The sequence below is a fragment of the Streptomyces sp. KPB2 genome, assembly GCF_003950055.1.
Lineage (GTDB): Bacteria > Actinomycetota > Actinomycetes > Streptomycetales > Streptomycetaceae > Streptomyces > Streptomyces salinarius.
The window spans coordinates 7,248,305-7,269,404 of record NZ_CP034353.1 but is presented as its reverse complement, the minus strand read 5'-3'; the positions used below and the strand labels follow the sequence as shown (position 1 = coordinate 7,269,404).

At 72.5% G+C, this 21,100-nt stretch carries 13 protein-coding genes; 6 read left to right on the top strand and 7 right to left on the bottom strand.

Features of this window, described 5'->3' with window-relative positions:
- Positions 1–11: 11 nt before the first annotated feature.
- The 4 genes from D1J63_RS32875 to D1J63_RS32855 all read left to right on the top strand — a co-directional run bounded on the left by D1J63_RS32875 (position 12) and on the right by D1J63_RS32855 (position 6,354).
- Positions 12–962 carry an ABC transporter permease gene (locus D1J63_RS32875; RefSeq protein WP_061446196.1) on the top strand — a complete coding sequence of 317 codons (951 nt, stop codon included), beginning with the start codon at positions 12–14 and terminating at the stop codon, positions 960–962.
- Positions 962–2,956 carry a dipeptide/oligopeptide/nickel ABC transporter permease/ATP-binding protein gene (locus tag D1J63_RS32870; protein WP_125633964.1) on the top strand — a complete coding sequence of 665 codons (1,995 nt, stop codon included), beginning with the start codon at positions 962–964 and terminating at the stop codon, positions 2,954–2,956. Before D1J63_RS32875 ends, D1J63_RS32870 begins: the two co-directional genes overlap by 1 nt.
- A complete protein-coding gene (locus D1J63_RS32865; protein WP_125633962.1) occupies positions 2,953–3,972 on the top strand; it encodes an ABC transporter ATP-binding protein in 1,020 nt (339 codons plus the stop codon). Before D1J63_RS32870 ends, D1J63_RS32865 begins: the two co-directional genes overlap by 4 nt.
- A gap of 96 nt (positions 3,973–4,068) precedes the next feature.
- Positions 4,069–6,354, top strand: coding sequence for a PI-PLC domain-containing protein (locus D1J63_RS32855; RefSeq protein WP_125633960.1), 2,286 nt, complete (start codon positions 4,069–4,071; stop codon positions 6,352–6,354).
- 21 nt (positions 6,355–6,375) lie between these two features.
- Here D1J63_RS32855 and D1J63_RS32850 read toward each other — a convergent pair whose 3' ends face one another.
- The 4 genes from D1J63_RS32850 to D1J63_RS32835 all read right to left on the bottom strand — a co-directional run bounded on the left by D1J63_RS32850 (position 6,376) and on the right by D1J63_RS32835 (position 14,457).
- The gene (locus D1J63_RS32850; protein WP_125633958.1) at positions 6,376–9,771 is read right to left on the bottom strand and encodes a CARDB domain-containing protein; all 3,396 of its coding nucleotides are present in this window, start codon (positions 9,769–9,771) and stop codon (positions 6,376–6,378) included.
- Between the two features lie 382 nt (positions 9,772–10,153).
- On the bottom strand, positions 10,154–11,599 hold the full coding sequence (argG, locus tag D1J63_RS32845) for an argininosuccinate synthase (protein WP_061446191.1): 1,446 nt from the start codon (positions 11,597–11,599) through the stop codon (positions 10,154–10,156).
- An 82-nt stretch (positions 11,600–11,681) separates the two neighbouring features.
- Positions 11,682–13,121, bottom strand: coding sequence for an NAD-dependent succinate-semialdehyde dehydrogenase (locus D1J63_RS32840; protein ID WP_125633956.1), 1,440 nt, complete (start codon positions 13,119–13,121; stop codon positions 11,682–11,684).
- 67 nt (positions 13,122–13,188) lie between these two features.
- On the bottom strand, positions 13,189–14,457 hold the full coding sequence (locus tag D1J63_RS32835; protein WP_125633954.1) for an aminotransferase class III-fold pyridoxal phosphate-dependent enzyme: 1,269 nt from the start codon (positions 14,455–14,457) through the stop codon (positions 13,189–13,191).
- A 151-nt stretch (positions 14,458–14,608) separates the two neighbouring features.
- On the opposite strand from D1J63_RS32835, the gene D1J63_RS32830 reads away from it, so the two are divergent.
- Together D1J63_RS32830 and D1J63_RS32825 are read left to right on the top strand one after the other, a co-directional pair.
- Entirely contained in the window at positions 14,609–16,255 is a 1,647-nt protein-coding gene (locus tag D1J63_RS32830) for a PucR family transcriptional regulator ligand-binding domain-containing protein (RefSeq protein ID WP_164713078.1), read from the top strand.
- A gap of 64 nt (positions 16,256–16,319) precedes the next feature.
- Positions 16,320–16,892 carry a dihydrofolate reductase family protein gene (locus tag D1J63_RS32825; protein ID WP_125633950.1) on the top strand — a complete coding sequence of 191 codons (573 nt, stop codon included), beginning with the start codon at positions 16,320–16,322 and terminating at the stop codon, positions 16,890–16,892.
- 50 nt (positions 16,893–16,942) lie between these two features.
- On the opposite strand, the gene D1J63_RS32820 is transcribed toward D1J63_RS32825, so the two are convergent.
- From D1J63_RS32820 to D1J63_RS32810, 3 genes are read right to left on the bottom strand one after another with little or no spacing between them, the layout of a single operon-like run.
- Entirely contained in the window at positions 16,943–19,324 is a 2,382-nt protein-coding gene (locus D1J63_RS32820) for a glycoside hydrolase family 3 N-terminal domain-containing protein (protein ID WP_125633948.1), read from the bottom strand.
- Positions 19,321–20,139, bottom strand: coding sequence for a carbohydrate ABC transporter permease (locus D1J63_RS32815; protein WP_125633946.1), 819 nt, complete (start codon positions 20,137–20,139; stop codon positions 19,321–19,323). The genes D1J63_RS32820 and D1J63_RS32815 overlap by 4 nt, the downstream gene beginning before the upstream one ends.
- A complete protein-coding gene (locus D1J63_RS32810) occupies positions 20,136–21,092 on the bottom strand; it encodes a sugar ABC transporter permease (protein ID WP_125633944.1) in 957 nt (318 codons plus the stop codon). The genes D1J63_RS32815 and D1J63_RS32810 overlap by 4 nt, the downstream gene beginning before the upstream one ends.
- Between the last annotated feature and the right edge of the window lie 8 nt (positions 21,093–21,100).

The window sequence follows — 21,100 nt, the reverse complement described above, 5'->3', positions numbered from 1 at the left end:
GGAACCTCACGATGGTTGCATTTCTCCGGCTCGCGCTGCGCCGCGTCGCGATGATGCCGGTGATGGTCCTCGGCATCGCGCTGCTGGTCTTCGTGGTCCTCCAGTTCTCACCGACCGACCCCGCGTACAACGCGCTGGGCGAGTCGGCGAGCCCCGAGGCCCGAGCGGCGTTCGCCGAGGCCAACGGACTCGACGACCCCCTGCCCGTGCGCTACTTCGCCTTCCTGGGCGATCTGCTGCGGGGGGACCTCGGCGTCACCATGTCGCCCAGTCAGCCCGTCACCGACCGGATCGCCACCGCGTTCCCGCTCACGCTGCAGCTGACCCTGCTCGGCCTCGCGCTCGCCGTCGTGCTGGCGCTGGTCTTCGGTGTCCTCAGCGCCGTCTACCGGGACCGCTGGCCGGACCAGGTCTTCCGGGTGCTGTCGATGGCCGGCATCGCCCTGCCCTCGTTCTGGATCGGTGTGCTGCTCATCCAGCAGTTCGCGCTGAACATGCCGCTCTTCCCGACGGGCGGCTACGTCAACCCGGCCGACTCGTTCTCCGGCTGGCTGGAGAGCATGACGCTGCCCGCGCTCTCCCTGGCCCTGCCGGTCGCCTCGTCGCTGGCCCGTCTCGTGCGCACCTCGATGGTCACCGAACTCGACCGCGACTACGTGCGCACCGCCAGGGGCAGCGGCCTGCCGCCGTTCCTGATCATCCGGTCGGTGCTGCGCAACGCGCTGGTCACCCCGCTGACCGTGCTCGGCGTCAAGGTCGGCTACATGCTCAGCGGTGCCGTCGTCATCGAGGCGATCTTCGACCTGCCCGGCATGGGCAAGCTGATCCTCGAGGGCGTCAACGGAGGCGACGTCGGGCTGGTGCAGGGCACCGTGCTCACCATCGCGATCGCCTTCCTCGTGGTCAACGTCGTCGTCGACCTGCTCTACCTGCTCGTCAACCCGCGCATCAGGACGGTGTGATGTTCGCTCCACGCTCCCTCGCCGGGCACCTCGCCCGGCCCGGCACCCGCCTGCGCCGGCTGCCCGTGCCCTCCCGGATCGCGCTCGGGATCCTCCTCGTGGTGGTGCTGGGCGCGGTCTTCGCGCCGCTGCTCACCCAGGACCCGCTCGCCACCGGCGTCCCCGCGCAGGCGCCGGGCGCCGACCACTGGTTCGGCACCGACCGGGCCGGCCGCGACGTGTTCGCCCGCGTCGTCCACGGTGCGCGCTACTCCCTGGTCATCGGTCTCGGCGCGACCCTGCTCGCCCTGGTCCTCGGCTCGGCGCTGGGCGCGCTGGCGGCCACCTCGCGCAGGCTCGCCGACGAGTCGGTGATGCGCACGCTCGACGTCGTCATGTCCTTCCCGCCGATCGCCCTGGCCGCCGTGCTCGTCGCGGTCTTCGGGCCCAGCGTCCCCGTCATCATCTTCACCATCGCCTTCGTCTACTCGCCCTCGCTGGCCCGCGTGGTGCGGGCCAATGTGCTGGAGCAGTACGGCGAGGACTACGTCGCCGCCGAGCGGGTCATCGGCGCCCGCCGCGGCCACATCGTGGCCCGGCACGTCGCGATCAACTGCGCGGCGCCGGTCCTGGTGTTCGCGACGGTCATGGTCGCCGACTCCATCATCTTCGAGGCGAGCCTGTCCTTCATCGGCGCCGGTGTGCAGGACCCCGACCCGAGCTGGGGCAGCGTGCTGGCCTACGGCCGGCAGATCCTGCTGTCCGGCGGCTGGTGGGCGACCCTGTTCCCCGGTCTGTGCGTGCTGGTCACGGTGCTCGCGCTGAACGTGCTCTCCGAGGGCATGACCGACGCCGCCGCCTCCCCGGACCGCTCCCGCACCGGCGGCACCGGCACCGACGACAACGCCGCCGAGCCCGCGCCCGCGGCCGACGCGGCCGGGGTGGACGCCGCGCTGGCCGAGCTGGCGGCCCGGCTGGAGGCAGTGGAGCCCGCCGTGCGGCCCCTCGCCGAGGACGCGGCCGACCTGCTCGTCGTACGGGACCTGTCCATCCGCTTCCCGGACCGCTACGGCGACACCCGTGTCGTCGACGGCATCTCCTTCACGGTCCGCGAGGGCGAGACCCTCGGTCTGGTCGGCGAGTCGGGCTGCGGCAAGTCCATCACGAGCCTCGCAATCATGGGCCTGCTGGCCCGCAACGCCGAGGCCGAGGGCGAGATCCGCTACCGGGGCCGCGACCTGCTCGACCTGACGCCGAAGGAGCGCCGGGCGCTGATGGGCCCGGAGATCGCGATGGTCTACCAGGACGCCATGTCGTCCCTGAACCCGTCCGTGCTCGTCGGCACCCAGCTCAAGTGGCTCACCTCCCGCGGCGGCACCCGCACCCCCGCCGAGCTGCTGGAACTGGTCGGCCTCTCCCCCGAGCGCACCCTGCGCAGCTACCCGCACGAGCTGTCCGGCGGGCAGCGCCAGCGCGTCCTGATCGCGATGGCCCTCTCACGCAGCCCGCGCCTGCTGATCGCCGACGAGCCGACCACCGCCCTCGACGTCACCGTGCAGGCCCAGGTCGTCGAGCTGCTGGTCCGGCTCCGCGACGAACTCGGCTTCGCGATGGTCCTCGTCTCCCACGACCTGGCCCTGGTCGGCGATCTCGCCCACCGGGTCGCGGTGATGTACGCCGGCCAGGTCGCCGAGGCCGGCGAGACCCGCGCGCTGCTCACCGATCCGGCGCACCACTACAGCCGGGGCCTGCTCGGCTCGGTGGTGTCGCTGGAGTCGGGTGCCGAGCGGCTGCACCAGATCCGCGGTGTCGTTCCGGCACCGAGGGCGTTCGGCGCCGGCTGCCGGTTCGCGTCCCGCTGCGCCGCCGCCACCGAGCTGTGCGCCACCACCCCGCCGCCCGCCACCGACCGCGACGCGGGCCTCGACCACCTCTTCGCCTGCCACCACCCGGCGTCGGTCCGCCGGCCGGCCGCCGCGAACGGCTCCGCCAAGTCGCTGGAGAGTGCCCGATGACCGCCACCGAGGACAGCACCATGGACCCACTCGTCCGGCTCGACCGCATCCACGTACGGCACCGGGCCCGCAGCGGCGGCATCCTGCGCCGGGACGCCGTGCACGCCCTCACCGACGCCTCCCTGGAGGTGCGGCGCGGCGAGATCCTGGGGCTCGTCGGCGAGTCGGGCTGCGGCAAGTCGACGCTGGCCCGCGTGGTCACCGGACTTCAGCGCCCCACCGAGGGACACGTGTACTTCCGGGGCCGGGACCTGTGGACGATGAGTGCCGCCGAGCGCCGTACCGGATTCGGCGCCTCGGTCGGCGTGGTCTTCCAGGACGCCTCCACCGCGCTGAACCCGAGGCTGCCCGTGCGCCGGATCCTGCGCGACCCGCTGGACGTGCACCAGCGCGGTACGCGGGCCGAGCGCGAGGCCCGGGTGGTGGAGCTCCTCGACCTGGTCGGGCTGCCCGGTCACACGCTCGACGCGCTGCCGGGCCGGCTGTCCGGCGGTCAGCGCCAGCGCGTGGCCATCGCCCGTGCGCTGGCCCTGGAGCCGGAGCTGATCGTGGCGGACGAGCCCACCAGCGCCCTGGACGTGTCGGTGCGCGCCCAGATCCTCAACCTGCTGGTGGACCTGCGGGCCCGGCTCGGCCTCGGCATGGTGTTCATCTCCCACGACGTCCAGACCGTGCGCTACCTCGCGGACCGCATCGCGGTGCTGTACCTGGGCCGCGTGGTCGAGGAGGGCGGGGCCGCCGAGGTCTCCGGCGCGTCCCGGCACCCGTACACCGAGGCGCTGCTCTCCGCGACGCCGAGCCTGCTGGAGCGCCCCGAACGGATCGTGCTGCACGGCCCGGTGCCCTCGGCCACCCACCCGCCCTCCGGCTGCCCCTTCCGGACCCGGTGCTGGAAGGCGGACGACGCCTGCGCCACGGTCTTCCCGGCGGCGACGGAGGAACCCGGGGGTCATCGGTGGCACTGCGTCCACCCCCAGCAGAAGACGGCCCCCGAGGAGGTGCCGAGCGGAGGCTGACACGTATCGGCCGGCCGGGGGCGGGGCATGCGTCTGAGGGCACGCCCCTTCCGGACGCCGTACGGCACGGCGGCCGGCCGATACGAGAATGGTTCCATGAACGCACTGGTTCGGCGCTCGCCCTGGGTCGAGGTGCTGGTCTGGTGCGTGGCGGTGCTGAGCCTGACCGTACTGGCCGCCGCGGCCGTCGTCCGCAGTACGGTGCTCGACCCCCACTTCTACGACCAGGCGCTGGAGGACGAGCGGGCCTACCAGCGCTTCTACGACGAGGTGCTGGTGGACCCGGGCAGTACGCCGTTGACCAGCGATCTGCTGGACCGGCTGCCCGTGCCGCAGTCGACCATCACCTCGAACCTCAAGGTGGTGATCCCGCCCGAGACGCTGCGGACCATGGGCGAGGGGCAGATCGCGGAAGTGGTCCACTATCTGGAGGGCGACCGCGACCGGCTGCGGATCAGGGTCGATCTGGAGCCCGTCGTCGCCAACGTCGAACGGCTCAGCCAGGCGTACTTCGGTGATGCCGTCGCCGCGCTGCAGAAGCGGTCCGAGCCCGACTTCCAGGCCTTCGTGCAGCGCCTGTCCGAGCTGGTGGCACGGGTGGTGGCCGGGGAGGCGCCGCTCGACGAACTGCCGACGCTGCCGCTCTCCCACAGCCAGGCGGCCGCGGCCACGGACGCCCTGATGCGTCTGGTGCCGGACGGCGCGGCGCGGGACGGGGTCAGATCCACCGTTCTGACGGCGCTGGACCGCGGCGACGTGGCCTCGGCCCTGGCCGCTATCGCCCCGGTCGCCCTCACCGACCAGGTGCGGGACGCCGCCGCGGAGCTGCTGGCGGAGGCGAGACAGGGCACGTGGGTCGTCACCGTCGACGTCGAGCCGGGCACGGAGGCGCTGGCCCCGCTGGACCGCGCCCGGAACGTGACCCGGCTCTTCCAGGACGTGGTGGAACCGGCGGCGGCCGTGCTGTGCGCCGCCGCGCTCACCCTGCTGTGGTTCCTGACCCCCTCGCCCGCCAAGCGCCGGCTCGTCCCGCTGGGCTGGGTGCCGGCCGCCGCGGCCTCGCTGATGGCGCTCACCGTGCTCCTGCTGCGCCTCACGCTGGGCGACACGCTGTTCGGCACCCCGTCCTCGTGGCCACCGTCGGCCTCGGGTCTGCTCGCCGACGTCGAGGCCGCCGCGCTCGACCGGCTGCTGACCACCGCCGTCGTCGTCGCGGTGATCCTGCTCGCCGCGGGCGCCCTGCTGATCACCGTCGGCTGGGTCTGGCAGACCCGGCCGAGCATGCCGGTCCTCACCGATCCGCGGCACCTGCCGGCGCTGACCTTCACCGTCACCGCCGTCGCCCTCGTCGGGACGATGCTGGCGCCGGTGGCGATCACCGGTTCGTCCCCGCGCATCTGCCAGGGCAGCGCGAAGCTGTGCGACGCCCGCTACGACGAGATCGCCCAGCTCGCGTCGCACAACGCGATGGCGACCACGGCGGACCGGTTCATCGGCCCGCTGCAGGACCCGGACATCGTCGGTCAGCTGGGTGCCGGGTCCCGGGTCCTGCTCCTCGACACCCACCGCTGGGAGCGGCCCGAGGAGGTGGCGGAGCGGCTGAGCACCTCGGACTTCTCCCCCGCCGAGCGCCGCCGGCTGACCGCGATCCTGGAACGGGTGAACCCGCCCCACTCCGGCCTGTGGCTGTGCCATTCGGTGTGCGGCGCCGGCGCTCTCGAACTGGAGCCGACGCTGCGGCAGATCGGTGACTGGCTGCGCGACAACCCCACGGAAATCGTCACCCTGATCCTGCAGGACGGCGTGGACGCGGTGTCGACCCAGGAGGCCTTCGTCCGGGCCGGCCTGTCGGACCTGCTGTACGAGCCGGACCGGGACCCGGACCGTCCGTGGCCGAAGCTCGGGGACATGATCGACAGCGGCCGGCGGCTGGTCGTCTTCGCGGAGAAGGCGGACGGGCCCGCGCCCTGGTACCGGAACCTCTACCGGTACGCCATGGAGACGCCCTTCGCCTTCCGCAGCCCGGACGAGATGTCGTGCCTGCCCAACCGGGGCGGCTCGGACAAGCGGCTGTTCCTGCTCAACCACTTCGTCACGGCGGGCGGCGGGCTGCGCCTGGACGCCGGGGTCGTCAACTCCCGGCAGCGGGTGCTGGAGCGGGCGCACACCTGTGAACGGCAGCGCGGCAGGCCGGTCAACTTCATCGCGGTGGACTACGCGACGATCGGCGACGCGCTGGGCGCGGTGAACGAGCTCAATGCCGAGCGCCTGGAGGAGGACGGCCCCCGCGTTCCCGTCGAGCGCTCGCCGGGCCGGCTGGAGGGGGCGGCGGAGGCCCGGCGGCGCGGTGGTGCTCCGCGCCGCCGGGCGGGCGGCTGCTGACCCGCCGCCGCGGGCCGGCTCCTACTGGTTGATCCTGAACTGGGAGCCGGGTTCGATCCGGATGTCCTCCTCCGCCGAGTTGGTGATCGTGACGTCGGTCAGGGTCGCGCTGCCGCGGGCGCCGCCCATCGCGAGGATGCCGGAGCCGTTGTTCGACCTGTCGATGCGGACGTTCTGGATCTTCACGTCCGGCATCGCACCGCCTCCCGTCTTGAACTGGATGCCGTCGTAGGTCGAGTCGAGGATCTCGGTGTCCCGAATAGTCACGCCCGGGATGTCCTGGCCCTGCGCGAAGAGGGTGATGGCGCCGAACTCCTGCGCCTCGCCCCAGAACGCGCCGCCCGTGCGGTGCAGGGCGTTGCCCGCGATGAGGGTCTGCCCGGAGAAGGGCAGCGGGTCGTGGTCGGTGGCGAGCATGATGCCGGGGTAGTTCATGGTGTCGGAGACGACGTTGTTCTCGATGGTGTTGCCGTAGCCGCCGTACACCGCGATGCCGTTGGCCCGCCAGGGCAGCTGGACGGTGTTGTTGCGGAAGTGGTTGTCGTGGCCGATGTCCACGGACGTGTCCTTCACGTACTTGTTGGCCCAGACCGCGAGCGAGTCGTCGCCGGTGGTGCGGAAGGAGGAGTTGTAGACGCTGGAGTTGCGGGTGCCGTTGGAGAAGTTGATGCCGTCCGCGTAGGTGTCGCGGATGCGCATGCCGGTGAACTCCAGACCGTCGGCGGGGCCCCACAGTTCGGGGATGTTCGAGTAGTCGCGGCCGACCCAGACGCCGACGTTGGCGTGCTCGATCCACACGTTGCTGATCCTGGTGTCCTTGCCGAAGCGGCCGTTGAGCCCGACGCCGCCCTCCGCGTTGCCGTCGCCGCCGCGGATGGTGCCCGAGCCGAAGATGGCGAGGTCGGAGATCTGCGTGTTGTCGTCGATGTCGAAGCCGAAGTTGCCCTCGTGCGGGTGGTTGATGCCGCCGGCCTCCTGCGGCGGGGTCAGGGTGTAGAGCTGGGAGTGCCACATGCCGGCGCCGCGGATCGTGACGTCGCTGATGCCGACCTGGTTGTACTGGCCGCGGTTGAGCGGGTCGTCGGTGAGGATCTTCTGCTCCTGGCGCCACTGCCCGGCGGGGATCCACACGCAGTCGATCCTGCCGTTCTGGTCGTCGGTGACGGCGCGCTGGATGGCGTCGGTGTCGTCGAGCCCGTCGCCGGGGACGGCCCCGTACTCGGTGATGGACGTGCACTCGGCGGGCTTGGTCTTGGCGGGCGCGACCTGCTCCAGGTCGATCAGGTCGATGACGTAGAAGGCGGCCGAGTCGCCCGCGTCGCGCTGGAGGCGGAACTCGGTGCCCTGCGGGAAGGTCCGGTCGAGCAGCGCGTGGGACTCGTCGAAGAGGCGCCGGGCGTCGCCGCCGGGCCGGTTGGTGAGGCCCTCGGGGTCGTCGGTGCTGCCGTAGAGCCAGCTGTGCTTGGACGAGAGGGTGAGCTTCTGCACGAACTCGCCGTCGGCGTAGAGGCTGATGGTGGCCTCGGCTCCGCCGCCGCCGGGGGCGTCGGGGACGGAGTTGCGCACCACGATGGAGTTGGTGGGCGTGGTGGAGGTGAACTCGACGTACTGGCCGGTCGAGTCGAGCCGGACCGACTCGCGGCCCGAGGACTCGGTGCCGAAGTTGGTGTGCCCGAAGGTGCGCTTGGCGTCGGTGCTGAGCAGCGTGCCGTCGTACCGGCCGTCCTCCGCCTCGTACTCGGTGTACGGGACGGCGGCGCCGCGTCCGACGACGAGGGACTTGGCGAGCACGTTGTTGTTCTCGTTGGTCTCGGCGATCCGGGCGGTGGCGTCGGCGGTGGCGGTGAGGGTGACCCCGCCGCTCGTTGCCTTCCAGGTGCCGCTGATCGGCACGTTCACCGTGGCGCCCGCCTCGACCCGCCCGGTGGTGCCGTCCAGGGTGGTCGAGCCGGCCCGGACCCGGGTCACCGTGCCCGCCTCGACGGCGCTGGTGCCGCGGTTGTGCACGGCGACGGCGAAGGAGACCTCGGCGCCCACCGCGGGGTTGGCCGGGTTGGTGGTGAGGGAGCGCACTTCGAGGTCGGGTCCGGGTGCCCGGTCGACGACGAGGCGGTCGGCTGCGGAGCGGCTGTTGTTGGTGTCGTCCAGTTCGGCGACGGTGTCCTTCGGGTCGGCCACGGCGGCGACCGCGTAGCTGCCGGCCGCGTGGGTGCCGGTGGAGACGGGCACTTCGGCGGACTCCCCGGGGTCGAGGGCGGGGACCTCGGCGCTCCCGGCGGTCGTGCCCTCGACGGTGACCTCGGCGGTGGTCGCGGCCGAGGCCGCGGTGCCGGCGTTGCGGACCGTGGCGTTCACGGTGACCTCGTCGCGCTCGTTCGGCGCGGCGGGCGACCAGTAGAGGCCGGTGACGGTGAGGTCGGGGGCGGGTGCCGCGGTGCCGAGGACCTGGAACTCGGCGACCTGGCCGCCGCCGGCGCCGGTGTTGGAGAAGAACCGGAGCCGTACGTCGGAGACCCGGCCGCCGACCGGGATGGTCACCGTGTTGCCCTGGCCGGGGCTGAAGGCGTAGTCGGCGCGGTCGCGCAGCGAGGTGAAGTCGCTCTCGCCCTGGGCCCGTCCGAACACCTGGATGCTCTGGGTGCGGGCGGACCACACCGGGTCGGGGTTGAGCTTGACGACGACACCGCTGACGTCGGCGTCGGCGCCGAGCTTGACGGTGAGGTCGGCCGGGTTGCCGGCGGCCTCCCAGTAGGTGGAGGTGGAGTCGTCGGTGGCGTTGGCGGCGACGTAGTTCTGGGTCGTCGAGGTGGCCTCGACCGGCTTGTTGCGGGCGAGGTTGGTGCCGGTGGGCGGCGGGCCGGTGTCCACGTCGTCGCCGTAGACCTCCAGCTCGGCCAGTTGCGCGGCGTTCCAGCCGGTGTTGCCGGTGATGTCGACGCGGACGTAGCGGGCCTCGGCGGGCGAGTCGAGGTCGATGGCGACGGTGCCCGCCCGCTCCGGACCGAACGCCCGTCCGTCGGAGGCGTCGAGGGTGCGGAAGGTGGTGCCGTCGGTGCTGCCCCGCACGGAGAGCGTCTGGGTCCGGCTCTCCCAGCCCGCGGGCAGTTTGAGCACCACCCGCTCGACGTCGCGGGCGGTGCCGAGGTCGACCTGGAGCCACTCGGGGAAGGTGCCGGCCGGTCCCTCCCAATAGGTGGCCTGCTGTCCGTCGGTGGCGTTGCCGGCCGGGTAGGCGCCGTGCGAACCGCCCGCACTGGCCGGGCGGCCGAGGGCCAGATTGACGTCGGCGGCTGCTGTCACCGGAGCCGGCGCCGCGTGCGCGGAGGCGGCGAGGGGCAGTGGCAGCAGCCCGACCGTCAACAGCCCGGCGACGGCGGCGCCCGTGAGCGTCCGCCGGCCGAGGGATCTCCGTCTCATGGGGTCCTCTGTTCCGTGGGGAGTCGGGGAGGGCGCGACGGACCGGCAGTTGGGGGGAAGCACCGACTCTGCGCGCCAATTGAGCAGGACAGTCGATTCTTTGCGGAAAGCGCGTCATCAGGTTTCTAGCGCGTCACCTGTTTGTCAACGGTCGCGGTTGGGGCCGAAGTTGACACGCAAACCGCTTGCTCTGCTTGCGATCCGCTTGCGTAGCGCCTGAACTGGCCGCCAGATAGGCGAGGGGGCGGAGTGGGTCACGGAAAGCTCGCAACGCACGCAAGTCATGCACGGTGAAGAGAAAACAGAAGGGCCGGCCCGGCGCCCTGAGGCGTCGGGCCGGCCCTTGCCGGTGTGCGGTCCCCTCGGAGCGGGGACGAAGGGATCAGTCGGTGCCGGACTCCATCGCGGCGCGGTCCAGCAGCTCGTCGTCGCCGGAGACCTCGCCGCGGGAGGCGATCGCCTGGGCGCCGCCCTCGGGCATGGCGCCGATCAGCCCGGTCGCGGCGGCCTGCGCGGCGCCGATGGCGGGGTTGGCGGTGCCAATGAGGCCGAGTCCGGCGTACTGCTCCAGCTTGGCGCGGGAGTCGGCGATGTCCAGGTTGCGCATGGTCAGCTGGCCGATCCGGTCCACCGGGCCGAACGCGGAGTCCTCGGTGCGCTCCATGGAGAGCTTGTCCGGGTGGTAGCTGAACGCCGGGCCGGTGGTGTCGAGGATCGAGTAGTCCTCGCCGCGCCGCAGCCGCAGCGTGACCTCGCCGGTGACCGCCGAGCCGACCCAGCGCTGCAGCGACTCCCGGATCATCAGCGACTGGGGGTCGAGCCAGCGGCCCTCGTACATCAGCCGGCCGAGCCGCCGTCCCTCGGTGTGGTACTGGGCGAGGGTGTCCTCGTTGTGAATCGCGTTGACCAGACGCTCGTAGGCGGCGTGCAGCAGGGCCATGCCGGGCGCCTCGTAGATGCCGCGGCTCTTGGCCTCGATGATCCGGTTCTCGATCTGGTCGGACATGCCCAGGCCGTGCCGGCCGCCGATGGCGTTGGCCTCCATCACCAGGTCGACGGCGGAGGCGAACTCCTTGCCGTTGATCGTCACCGGGCGGCCCTGGTCGAAGCCGATGGTCACGTCCTCGGGCGCGATCTCGACCGACGGGTCCCAGAACCGCACGCCCATGATGGGCTCCACGGTCTCCACGCCGGTGTCGAGGTGCTCCAGCGTCTTGGCCTCGTGGGTGGCGCCCCAGATGTTGGCGTCGGTGGAGTACGCCTTCTCCGTGGAGTCCCGGTAGGGCAGGTCGTGGGCGACCAGCCACTCCGACATCTCCTTGCGGCCGCCGAGCTCCGTGACGAAGTCCGCGTCGAGCCACGGCTTGTAGATCCTGAGCTGCGGGTTGGCGAGCAGGCCGTACCGGTAGAACCGCTCGATGTCGTTGCCCTTGAACGTGGAGCCGTCGCCCCAGATCTGGACGTCGTCCTCGAGCATCGCCCGGACGAGGAGGGTGCCCGTGACGGCACGGCCCAGCGGCGTGGTGTTGAAGTAGGCACGCCCGCCCGAGCGGATGTGGAACGCGCCGCAGGTGAGCGCGGCCAGCCCCTCCTCGACCAGCGCCGCCCGGCAGTCGACCAGGCGCGCGACCTCGGCGCCGTACGTCTTGGCACGGTCGGGCACCGAGGCGATGTCGGGCTCGTCGTACTGGCCGATGTCAGCGGTGTACGTGCAGGGGACGGCGCCCTTGTCACGCATCCACGCGACCGCGACCGAGGTGTCGAGGCCGCCCGAGAAGGCGATACCGACGCGCTCGCCGGTGGGGAGGGAGGTGAGGACCTTGGACATAGGAAGAGTATGCATGATTACGCATGACCATGCAAAGCCCCTTCCTGCGTCGTCTGCCTCACCCCGCCCGGCACCGCCCGCGTCACCCGGTCGGCAGCGCCACGTACCGGTACTCCAGGAACTCCTCGATCCCGACCCGGCCGCCCTCCCGGCCGAGTCCCGACTGCTTGACGCCGCCGAAGGGCGCTGCGGGGTTGGAGACCAGGCCGGTGTTGAGCCCGACCATGCCCACCTCCAGGCGCTCGCTGACCCGCAGGGCGCGGTCCAGGCCCTCGGTGAAGACGTAGCCGACGAGCCCCCAGGGGGTGTCGTTGGCCCGGCGGACCACCTCGTCCTCGTCGTCGAAGGTGAGGATGGCGGCGACGGGGCCGAAGATCTCCGTGCCCATCAGGCGGCTGTCCGGGGAGACGTCGGTGAGCACCGTGGGCGGGTAGAAGCAGCCGGGGCCGTCCGGCGTGGTGCCGCCGACCAGTACCCGCGCGCCGCGCTCCACCGCGTCGGCGACCAGCTCCTCGACCTTGGCCCGCCCGGCGGCGTCGATGAGCGGGCCGACGTCGACGCCGTCGCCGGTGCCGGGCCCCACCACCAGCGCGCCCATCCGGCGGGCCAGCCGGTCGGCGAACTCCCCCGCCACCGAGCGGTGCACGAAGAAGCGGTTGGCGGCGGTGCACGCCTCGCCCATGTTGCGCATCTTGGCGACCATCGCGCCGTCCACGGCCGCGTCGAGGTTCGCGTCGTCGAAGACCACGAACGGCGCGTTGCCGCCCAGCTCCATCGAGGTCCGCACGACGGTGTCCGCGCACTGGGCCAGGAGCAGCCGCCCCACGGCCGTCGAACCGGTGAAGGACAGCTTGCGGATGCGCCCGCCGCGCAGGAGCGGTTCGCACACCTCCCCCGCCCGTGAGGTCGTGACGACGTTCAGCACCCCGTCGGGCAGTCCCGCCTCCTTGAGGATCGCGGCCAGGGCCAGGCTGGAGAGCGGGGTCTGCGGGGCCGGCTTGAGCACCATGGTGCAGCCGGCCGCGATCGCCGGGCCGATCTTGCGGGTGCCCATGGCGAGCGGGAAGTTCCACGGGGTGATCAGCAGACAGGGGCCGACCGGGCGCCGGGAGAGCAGCATGCGGTTGCGGCCGTCGGGCAGGACGCCGTGGCCGCCGTCGATCCGGACGGCCTCCTCGGAGAACCAGCGGAAGAACTCCGCCGCGTAGGCGACCTCGCCGCGGGCCTCGGCCAGCGGCTTGCCCATCTCGGAGGTCATCAGGCGGGCCAGCGCGTCCGTGCGCTCCACGATGATCTCGTAGGCGCGGCGCAGGATCTCACTGCGTGCTCTCGGTGCCGTACGGGCCCACTCCTCCTGTGCCTGGACCGCCGCCTCCTCGGCGAGTCGGGCGTCCTTGGGGCCCGCGTCGGCGACGTGGGCCAGGATCTCGCCGGTCGCGGGATCGTCCACGGGCATGACGGCGCCGTCCGCGGCGTCCACCCAGGCACCGCCGAGGAAGAGCTGCGTGGGGGTGTCGGTCATGGGGTCCCTCCTGAGCGCCTGTGTGTGGTCCCCGCGGGGCGGGTCGTGCAGCGGTGCGCGGCGGCCGTCATCGTCCCGCCGCTCCCGACGTACCGGCCTCGACGGCGGCGGCCCACGCCCGCAGGCCCTCGTCGACGGCCGTCTCGTCGATCACCAGGGCCGGGATCATGCGCACCACCTGGTTCCACGCCCCGCACAGCAGCAGGAGCAGGCCCTCGTCGACGGCGGCCCGCTGCACCCGGGCGGCGGTCTCCGGGTCCGGCTCGCCGTCGGCGGTGACGAACTCGCTGGCCAGCATCAGGCCCATGCCCCGTACGTCGCCGACGGCCGGGTTCCGCGACGCGACCGCCTCCAGGCCGTGGCGCAGCCGGGCGCCCATCCTCTCGGCGTTCTCGACGAGTTTCTCGTCGCGTACGACGTCCAGCGTGGCGCAGGCCGCCGCGCACGCGACCGCGTTGGCGCCGTACGTCCCGCCCTGCGAGCCCGCCCAGGCCTTGCGCATCAGCTCCTCGGGTGCGGCGATGCCGGACAGCGGGAAGCCGCTGGCCAGCCCCTTGGCGGTGACCAGGATGTCGGGGGTGACGCCGAAGTGCTCGTGGCCCCAGAACCGGCCGGTGCGGCCCACGCCGGTCTGCACCTCGTCCAGGATCAGCAGGAAGCCGTGCCGGTCGGCGCGCTCGCGCAGGCCTTCGACGAAGGCGCGGTTCGCGGGCACGTACCCGCCCTCGCCCAGGACCGGTTCCACGATGACGGCGGCGGTGTCGGCGGGCGAGGAGATCGTCTGGAGGGTGTAGTCCAGCTCCCGGAGCGCGAAGCGGGTGGCGGTCTCCTCGTCCCAGCCGTAGCGGAAGGCCGTCGGGAAGGGGGTGACGACCACGCCGCTCATCAGCGGTGAGAACCCGGAGCGGAAGCGGGTGCCGGAGGTGGTCATGGAGGCGGCGGCCACCGTACGGCCGTGGAAACCGCCGTGGCAGACCAGCACGTTGGGCCGTCCGGTGGCCTGGCGGGCCAGGCGCAGCGCGGCCTCGACGGCCTCGCTGCCGGAGTTGGTGAAGAAGAGACTGTCCAGCTCCGGCGGCAGCACCTCGCCGAGCTTGTCGACCAGGCGCCGCAGCGGCGGGTGCATGACGGTGGTGTACTGCCCGTGGACCAGGGTGGCGACCTGCTCCTGGGCGGCGGCCACGACCCGGGGGTGGCAGTGACCGGTGCTGGTGACGCCGATGCCGGCGGTGAAGTCCAGATAGCGTCGGCCGTCCTCGCCCTCGATGTGGACCCCCTCGCCCCGGACCGCCACCACGGGGGTGGCCTGGCGAAGGTGCGGCGACAGTGCGGTCATGCTCGTCTCCCGGCCTGCTCGTCGGTCTCCTGCGGTCTCCCGAGCCTTCCCGCCCCGGCGGGCGCGGCAACGCGTGATCTGTCCGGCCGGGGCAGCGTGTCCGGACGATGTGTCAGGCGTTCGGCGTAACGTGAGTACTCAGGGAGGCACCGTGAGCGAGAACCGGGAGCCGGGCCCGGCGGGCCGGTCGCCCACCGTGGCCGACGTGCTGGCCCTGCCCGTGCTGGCCGGGGGCGAGCCGAGGGTGGTCGCCGGCGAGGAGCACGTGGACCGTCCGGTCCGCTGGGTCCACATCACCGAACTGACGGACCCCGCATCCTTCCTCAAGGGCGGCGAACTCGTCCTCACCACCGGCATGCCGCTGCCCGACGACCCCGCCGGGGTGCGCCGCTACGTCGACGAACTCGCCGCCGTCGGTGCCGCCGCCCTGGTCATCGAACTGGTCCGCCGCTATCACCGGCCCCCCGACGCCCTGGTCCGGGCCTGCCGTGCGCGGGAGTTGCCCCTCGTCACGCTGGCCAGGGACGTCAACTTCCTGGAGGTCACCCAGGTGGTCCACACGCTGATCCTCGGCCACCAGGCGGAGGCGATGCGCAGGACGCAGGGCGTCCACGAGGCGTTCACCGCCCTCACCCTGCGCGGCGCGGGCCCGGAAGAGGTGCTGCGTGCCGCGGCCGGGATGAGCGGCCGCACGGTCGTGCTGGAGGACCTGGTGCACCGGGCGCTGGTCTGCGAGGCCTCGGGGTCCACGGCCGGGGCCGCGCTCACGGACTGGGAACGGCGCTCACGCACCACTCCGGTCACCGACCGCGCGGGGGTCTCGGGTCCCGAGGGGTGGCTCACGGCTCCCGTGGAGTACCAGGGCGAGCGGTGGGGCCGGGTGGTCATGCTGCCCGTCGTGCCGTCCGGCCGCGCCTTCGGGCCCGAGGACGTCACGGTGCTGGAGCGGACCGCGATGGCGCTCACCATCGCCCGTCTCACCCGCTCCACGCCGTGGGAGCGCACCGCCCACCGCGACGTCCTGCGCGACCTGGTGGAGCAGCGGCACCGGTCTCCCGGGGACGCGCGAGCCCGGGTCGCGGCCCTCGGGCTGCCCGTGGAGGACGCCCGATTCGCCGCCGTCCTGGCGGACCTGCCCGCCCAGGAGGACACCGGGGCGGCCGAGACACGGCTCTCCGGGGCACTGGCCGCGACGGGGGCGCAGGTCCTGGTCGGTCTGCTCTCCCCCGCCCGGCTCGGCGTGCTGCTGGCGCTGCGGCCGTCCCGGCCGTGGCGCGAGGCCGTGGAGCAGGTGAGCCGCGCCGCCCTGGAGGCGGCCCCGGGCGCGACGGTGTGCGTCGGCTCACCGGCCGGCGACCTCGCCGACGTGGCCCGGTCGTTCCGCGAGGCGGCCCGGGTGGCCGAGGCCACCGCGCCCGGCCTGCCCCTCCCCTCCGGCCGCTCCTTCCACGAGCGGTCCGACATCGGCCTGCGCGGCCTGCTGTTCGCGCTGCGCGACGACCTCCGCGTCCAGGACTACGCGGAACGGCAGTTGGGCCCGCTCCTCGACCACGACGCCCGGCACGGCACCGATCTCGTGCCGACGCTGCGGGGCTATCTGGACGCGGCGGGCAACAAGACGGTCGCCGCCCGCTCGGCGGGTCTGTCCCGGGAGACCGTCTACCAGCGCCTGCGTACCATCGAGCGGCTGCTCGGCCGGGACCTGGAGTCCGGCGAGCAGCGCACCGAACTCCACGCGGCCCTGCACGCCGTCGACGCGCTGCGGGCCCGCCCGCACCCCGGCGACCGGGACCGATGAGTTTTCCGCGGGCCACCGGTCGTAGGGGTGGACCGAACGCACACGAGACATCGAGGAACCCCGCATGCGCACTCTGATCAGCACCGCCTTCGTCTCGCTCGACGGTGTCGTGGAGGCCCCGGGCGGCGAGCCCGGCTACCGGAACACCGGCTGGACCGTCAAGCTGGTGGACTTCCTCCCCGAGGCGTACGAGATCAAGGTCCGGGAGCAGGAAGAGGCCGCGGCGCTGCTCCTGGGCCGGGTCAGCTACGAGGCGTTCAGCCCGGTGTGGCCGGACATGGCGGAGTTCCCCGGGTACCGGGCGATGCCGAAGTACGTCGTCTCCACCACGCTCGCCGAGGACGACCTGGTCACGAACTGGGGCGAGACGACGATCCTGCGCTCGCTGGACGAGGTCGCCGCGCTGAAGGAGACCGAGGGCGGCCCGATCATCGTCCACGGCAGCGCCGCCCTGAACCGGAGCCTGTCGGACGCCGGTCTGATCGACCGCTACCACCTGCTGGTCTTCCCGCTGCTGCTAGGCGCGGGCAAGCGGCTGTTCAGCGACACGGACAAGGACGCCCAGAAGCTGAGGCTCGTCGAGCACGAGGTGTACGCCAACGGCATCCAGAAGAACGTCTTCGACGTCGTCCGCTGAACCGGCGGCGAGCGGTGGTCGCTGCACCACCGCTCGCCGCCGGTTGCGGCTCAGACGCCTTCGACGGCCTCCTGCGTGAACACCGCGTGCAGCCGCCGTGTGTGGTCGACCTGCCGTTCCGCTCCGGTGAGCGCGACCGTCGCCGTGAGGCGCGGCTCGGTGCTGGAGGCGGCGAACCGCAGTTCCAGGTCGCCCGGTTCGACGACCCGGCGGCCGTCGCGGCCGGTGAAGGAGGCGAGGTCGGCCGGGACCTCGACCCGCACCCTGCGGGCCTCGCCGGGGGCCAGCGGCACCCGGGTGTAGCCGATGAGGCGCTGTACGGGCTGGACGACGGAGGCGACCGGGTCGTGCAGGTAGAGCTGCACCACCTCGGTGCCGTGCCGTTCGCCGGTGTTGCGGACGGTCAGTTCCAGCGCGAACGCACCGTCGGTCGGCGCCTCCTCCGCGTGCGCCACGAGGTCGCTCCAGGCGAACGTGGTGTACGTGAGCCCGTGCCCGAAGCCGAAGGCGGGTGTCGGGTCGATGTTGGACACCTCGCTGGCCTGGGCGAGCCGCGCCCCGAGGTAGGTGGTCGGCTGGGCACCCGCGCTGCCGGGCACGCTGACGGGCAGCCTGCCCGTGGGGCTGGTGCGTCCGCTGAGCACGCCGGCGAGCGCCGCGGTGCCCTCCTCGCCGGGGAAGAACGACTGCACGATCGCGGCGGACTCGGCGGTGGCGCGGCCGAGCGCGTAGGGCCGTCCGGCGAGCAGCACGGTGACCACCGGGGTGCCGGAGTCGAGCAGCGCGTCGAGGAGCTGCTGCTGGGCGCCGGGCAGGGTGAGGGACTCCGCGTCGCAGCCCTCGCCGCTGGTGCCCCGGCCGAACAGGCCCGCGCGGTCGCCGAGTACGGCGACGACGACGTCCGCCCCGCGGGCCGCGTCCACCGCCTCGCCGATGCCGGAGACCTCGCCGTCGTCGACGCCGGTGCCGCGGGCGACGGTGATGTCGGCGTCGGGGAACTCGGCGGTCAGGGTGTCGTACAGGGTGGGCAGGTCGATGCCGACCGGGACCTCCGGGTGCCGCACCCCGACGTGGCGCGGGAAGGAGTAGCAGCCGAGTACGGCGGTGGCCTCGGTGGCGTTGGGGCCGACCAGGGCGATGCGGCGGGGCCGGGCGAGCGGCAGGGTGCCGTCGTTGGTGAGCAGGACGACCGCCTTCTCGGCGATCTCGCGGGCCAGTTCCCGGTTCTCGGGCCGGTCCAGGTCGATCCGGCCGCGCAGCGCCTCCGGGTCCGAGAGGTCCACCCCGTCGAGCGCGGGCGGGACCGGGCTCCAGTCCGGGTCGAGCAGTCCGAGCTCCGCCTTCTGCCCGAGGACGCGGCGCAGCGCCCGGTCGACGAGCGCCTCGGGGACCCGGCCCTCGGTGACCGCCTCGACCAGCGGCGCGCCGAAGGTCTTCACGGTGGGCAGTTCGACGTCGACGCCCGCGTGCAGCGCGGCGCCCGCGGCGTCCGCCCAGTCGGCGGCGATGCCGTGCAGGGTCTTGAGGAAGGCGATGCCGAAGTAGTCGGCGACGACGGTCCCCTCGAAGCCCCAGGTGTCGCGCAGCAGTCCGGTCAGCAGCGTCTCGTCGGCCGCGGCCGGCACGCCGTCCATGTCGGTGTAGGCGTGCATGACGGAGCGGGTGCCGCCCTCGCGGACGGCCATCTCGAACGGCGGCAGCAGGACGTCGGCGCGTTCGCGTGTGCCCACGGACGACGGGGCGAGGTTGCGGCCGGCGCGGGAGGCGGAGTAGCCGACGAAGTGCTTGAGGGTGGCGACGATCCCGGCGGACTCCAGGCCCCGTACGTAGGCGGTGCCGATGGTGCCGACGAGGTAGGGGTCCTCTCCGATGGTCTCCTCGACCCGGCCCCAGCGGGCGTCGCGGACCACGTCGAGGACGGGGGCGAGGCCCTGGTGGACGCCGACGGAGCGCATGTCGCGGCCGATGGCGGCGGCCATCCGGCGCACCGCGTCCGGGTCGAAGGTGGCGCCCCAGGACAGGGGGACGGGGTAGGCGGTGGCGCCCCAGGCGGCGAAGCCCGCCAGGCACTCGTCGTGCGCGAGGGCGGGGATGCCGAACCGGTTGGCCGACGTGATGCGGGCCTGGCTGCGCATGAGCGACAGGGCACCCAGCGCGGGGTCGACGGGAACCGTGCCGAACGGGCGGGTCAGCTGGCCCAGCCCGGTGGGGAGCAGCGCCTCGAGGTCGACGGCCTCTTCCATGTCGTGCTGATGCGGGGCGACTTCACCGCCCTGGTCGGAGGCGCCCACCCACACTCCGTAGAGCTGGGCGATCTTCTCCTCGAGGGTCATCGCGGCGACGAGCGCGTCGACTCTGGTGGCGACGGGGTGGTTGGGGTCGTTCCAGAGGGGGATTTCGGGGGTGGTCTCTACGGCCACGTCGGCAGTCACTTTCCTCCGACACCCATCAGCCCCTGGACCAGGGCACGACGGGCGAACAGGTAGACGAGCAGGATGGGCACCATGGACAGCACCACGGCTCCCAGCAGACCGGGGATGTCGATGCCGTGCGCGGTCTGGAAGTTGTACAGGCCCAGGGTGACCACCTTGGTGGACTCGGACTGGGTCAGCACCAGCGGGAACAGGAAGCCGTTCCACGCCTGGAGCGCGGAGAACACCACGATCGTGGAGAGTCCCCCGCGGGACAGCGGCACGACGAGCTGGAAGAACATGCGCCGCGGGCTCGCGCCGTCCATGGCCATGGCCTCGTACAGCTCCGGGGAGATGTCCCGCATGGCGCCGCTGAGGATGAGCGCGGACATCGGCAGGCAGAACGCGGCCGTGGGCAGGATGACGCCGAGCAGGTTGTCGTACAGCCCGGCTTCGCTGATCAGGTAGAACATCGGCACGATCACGGCCTGGGCCGGGATGGCGAGGCCGAGCAGGAAGAGCCGGAAGATCGCCGACGTGGCCCGGCCGCGGCTGCGGACGATGGCGTAGGCGAGCGGCGGGACCAGCAGCAGCACGATGCCGATCACACAGGCGGTGACGACGAGCGTGTTGAAGAAGTACTGGCCGAAGCCCGAGTCGAAGGCGCCGGTGTAGTTGTCGAACGTGAAGCTGTCCGGGAACGACACCGGGCCGTTCTCGGCATAGTCCTGGCGGGTGCGCAGGGTCGCGGCCAGCATCACGTACAGCGGCAGGCCGACCAGGACGAGCCAGACGAGCGAGCCGGCGCCGGCCAGGTAGTTGGGTCGGCGCCTCATGACACACCCTCCATGGAGCTGCGCATCTTGTCGTAGCCGGAGACCCGGACGACGATCAGCGAGATGATCGTGGCCGCGACGACCAGGGCCAGGGCGATCGCCGAGCCGATGCCGTAGTCGAAGCTCTTGAAGGCCTTGTCGTACATGTAGTAGGCGCTGATGGTGGTGTCGGTGCCGGGGCCGCCCTGGGTCAGGATGAGGACGGTCTCGAACGTGGTCAGGCCGCCGACGATCATCAGGATCATCGAGGTGATCATGGAGGTGCGCAGCTGCGGCAGGGTGATGTGGAAGAACTGCCGGTAGCGGCCCGCCCCGTCGATCTCCGCCGCCTGGTAGAGCACCTGCGGGACGGCGCGGGCGGCGCCCTGGTAGATCAGCGTGTGGAACGGGGTGAACTGCCAGGTGCTGACGAACGCCAGCACGCCGATGGCGGTGCTCTGTTCACCGAACAGGTTGCCGTCGCCGAAGAGCCAGGTCGCCTCGGCCGGGATGCCGAAGTTCGGGTCGAGCAGCGCCCGCCAGAGCACGGACACGGCCGTCGCGGACAGCAGCAGCGGGATGAAGTAGATGACGGACAGGACGGCGCGGTTGCGCTGGTGACCGGCGGCCCAGACGCCGAGCAGGATGCTCAGCGGGGTCTGCAGGACCACGCCGAGCGCGGTCAGCAGCAGGGTCAGCCAGATGCTCTTGAGCATCACCGGGTCGTCGATGAGGCGCGACCAGTTGTCCGTGCCGACGAACTCGGGCGAGCTGATCCCGTCCCAGCTCATGAAGGACAGCACCGCCACCATGATCAGCGGGACGATCGCGAAGAGGAAGAAGAACACTGCGGCGGGCACCGCCCAGCCGAAGCCGGGGCGGCCCACCGTCGTCGCGGACGAGGCGGGCGGCCGCCGCCGGGACTCCTTGCGGGGTCCGGCGGCGGGCCGTGCGCTCGTGAGGTGTGTGGTCATGAGCCGTT

Coding starts and splice junctions, on each gene's coding strand:
- D1J63_RS32810 (WP_125633944.1), bottom strand. CDS start 21,092: ATGACCACACACCTCACGAGCGCACGGCCCGCCGCCGGACCCCGCAAG.
- D1J63_RS32865 (WP_125633962.1), top strand. CDS start 2,953: ATGACCGCCACCGAGGACAGCACCATGGACCCACTCGTCCGGCTCGAC.
- D1J63_RS32815 (WP_125633946.1), bottom strand. CDS start 20,139: ATGAGGCGCCGACCCAACTACCTGGCCGGCGCCGGCTCGCTCGTCTGG.
- D1J63_RS32855 (WP_125633960.1), top strand. CDS start 4,069: ATGAACGCACTGGTTCGGCGCTCGCCCTGGGTCGAGGTGCTGGTCTGG.
- D1J63_RS32840 (WP_125633956.1), bottom strand. CDS start 13,121: ATGACCGACACCCCCACGCAGCTCTTCCTCGGCGGTGCCTGGGTGGAC.
- D1J63_RS32870 (WP_125633964.1), top strand. CDS start 962: ATGTTCGCTCCACGCTCCCTCGCCGGGCACCTCGCCCGGCCCGGCACC.
- argG (WP_061446191.1), bottom strand. CDS start 11,599: ATGTCCAAGGTCCTCACCTCCCTCCCCACCGGCGAGCGCGTCGGTATC.
- D1J63_RS32875 (WP_061446196.1), top strand. CDS start 12: ATGGTTGCATTTCTCCGGCTCGCGCTGCGCCGCGTCGCGATGATGCCG.
- D1J63_RS32825 (WP_125633950.1), top strand. CDS start 16,320: ATGCGCACTCTGATCAGCACCGCCTTCGTCTCGCTCGACGGTGTCGTG.
- D1J63_RS32835 (WP_125633954.1), bottom strand. CDS start 14,457: ATGACCGCACTGTCGCCGCACCTTCGCCAGGCCACCCCCGTGGTGGCG.
- D1J63_RS32850 (WP_125633958.1), bottom strand. CDS start 9,771: ATGAGACGGAGATCCCTCGGCCGGCGGACGCTCACGGGCGCCGCCGTC.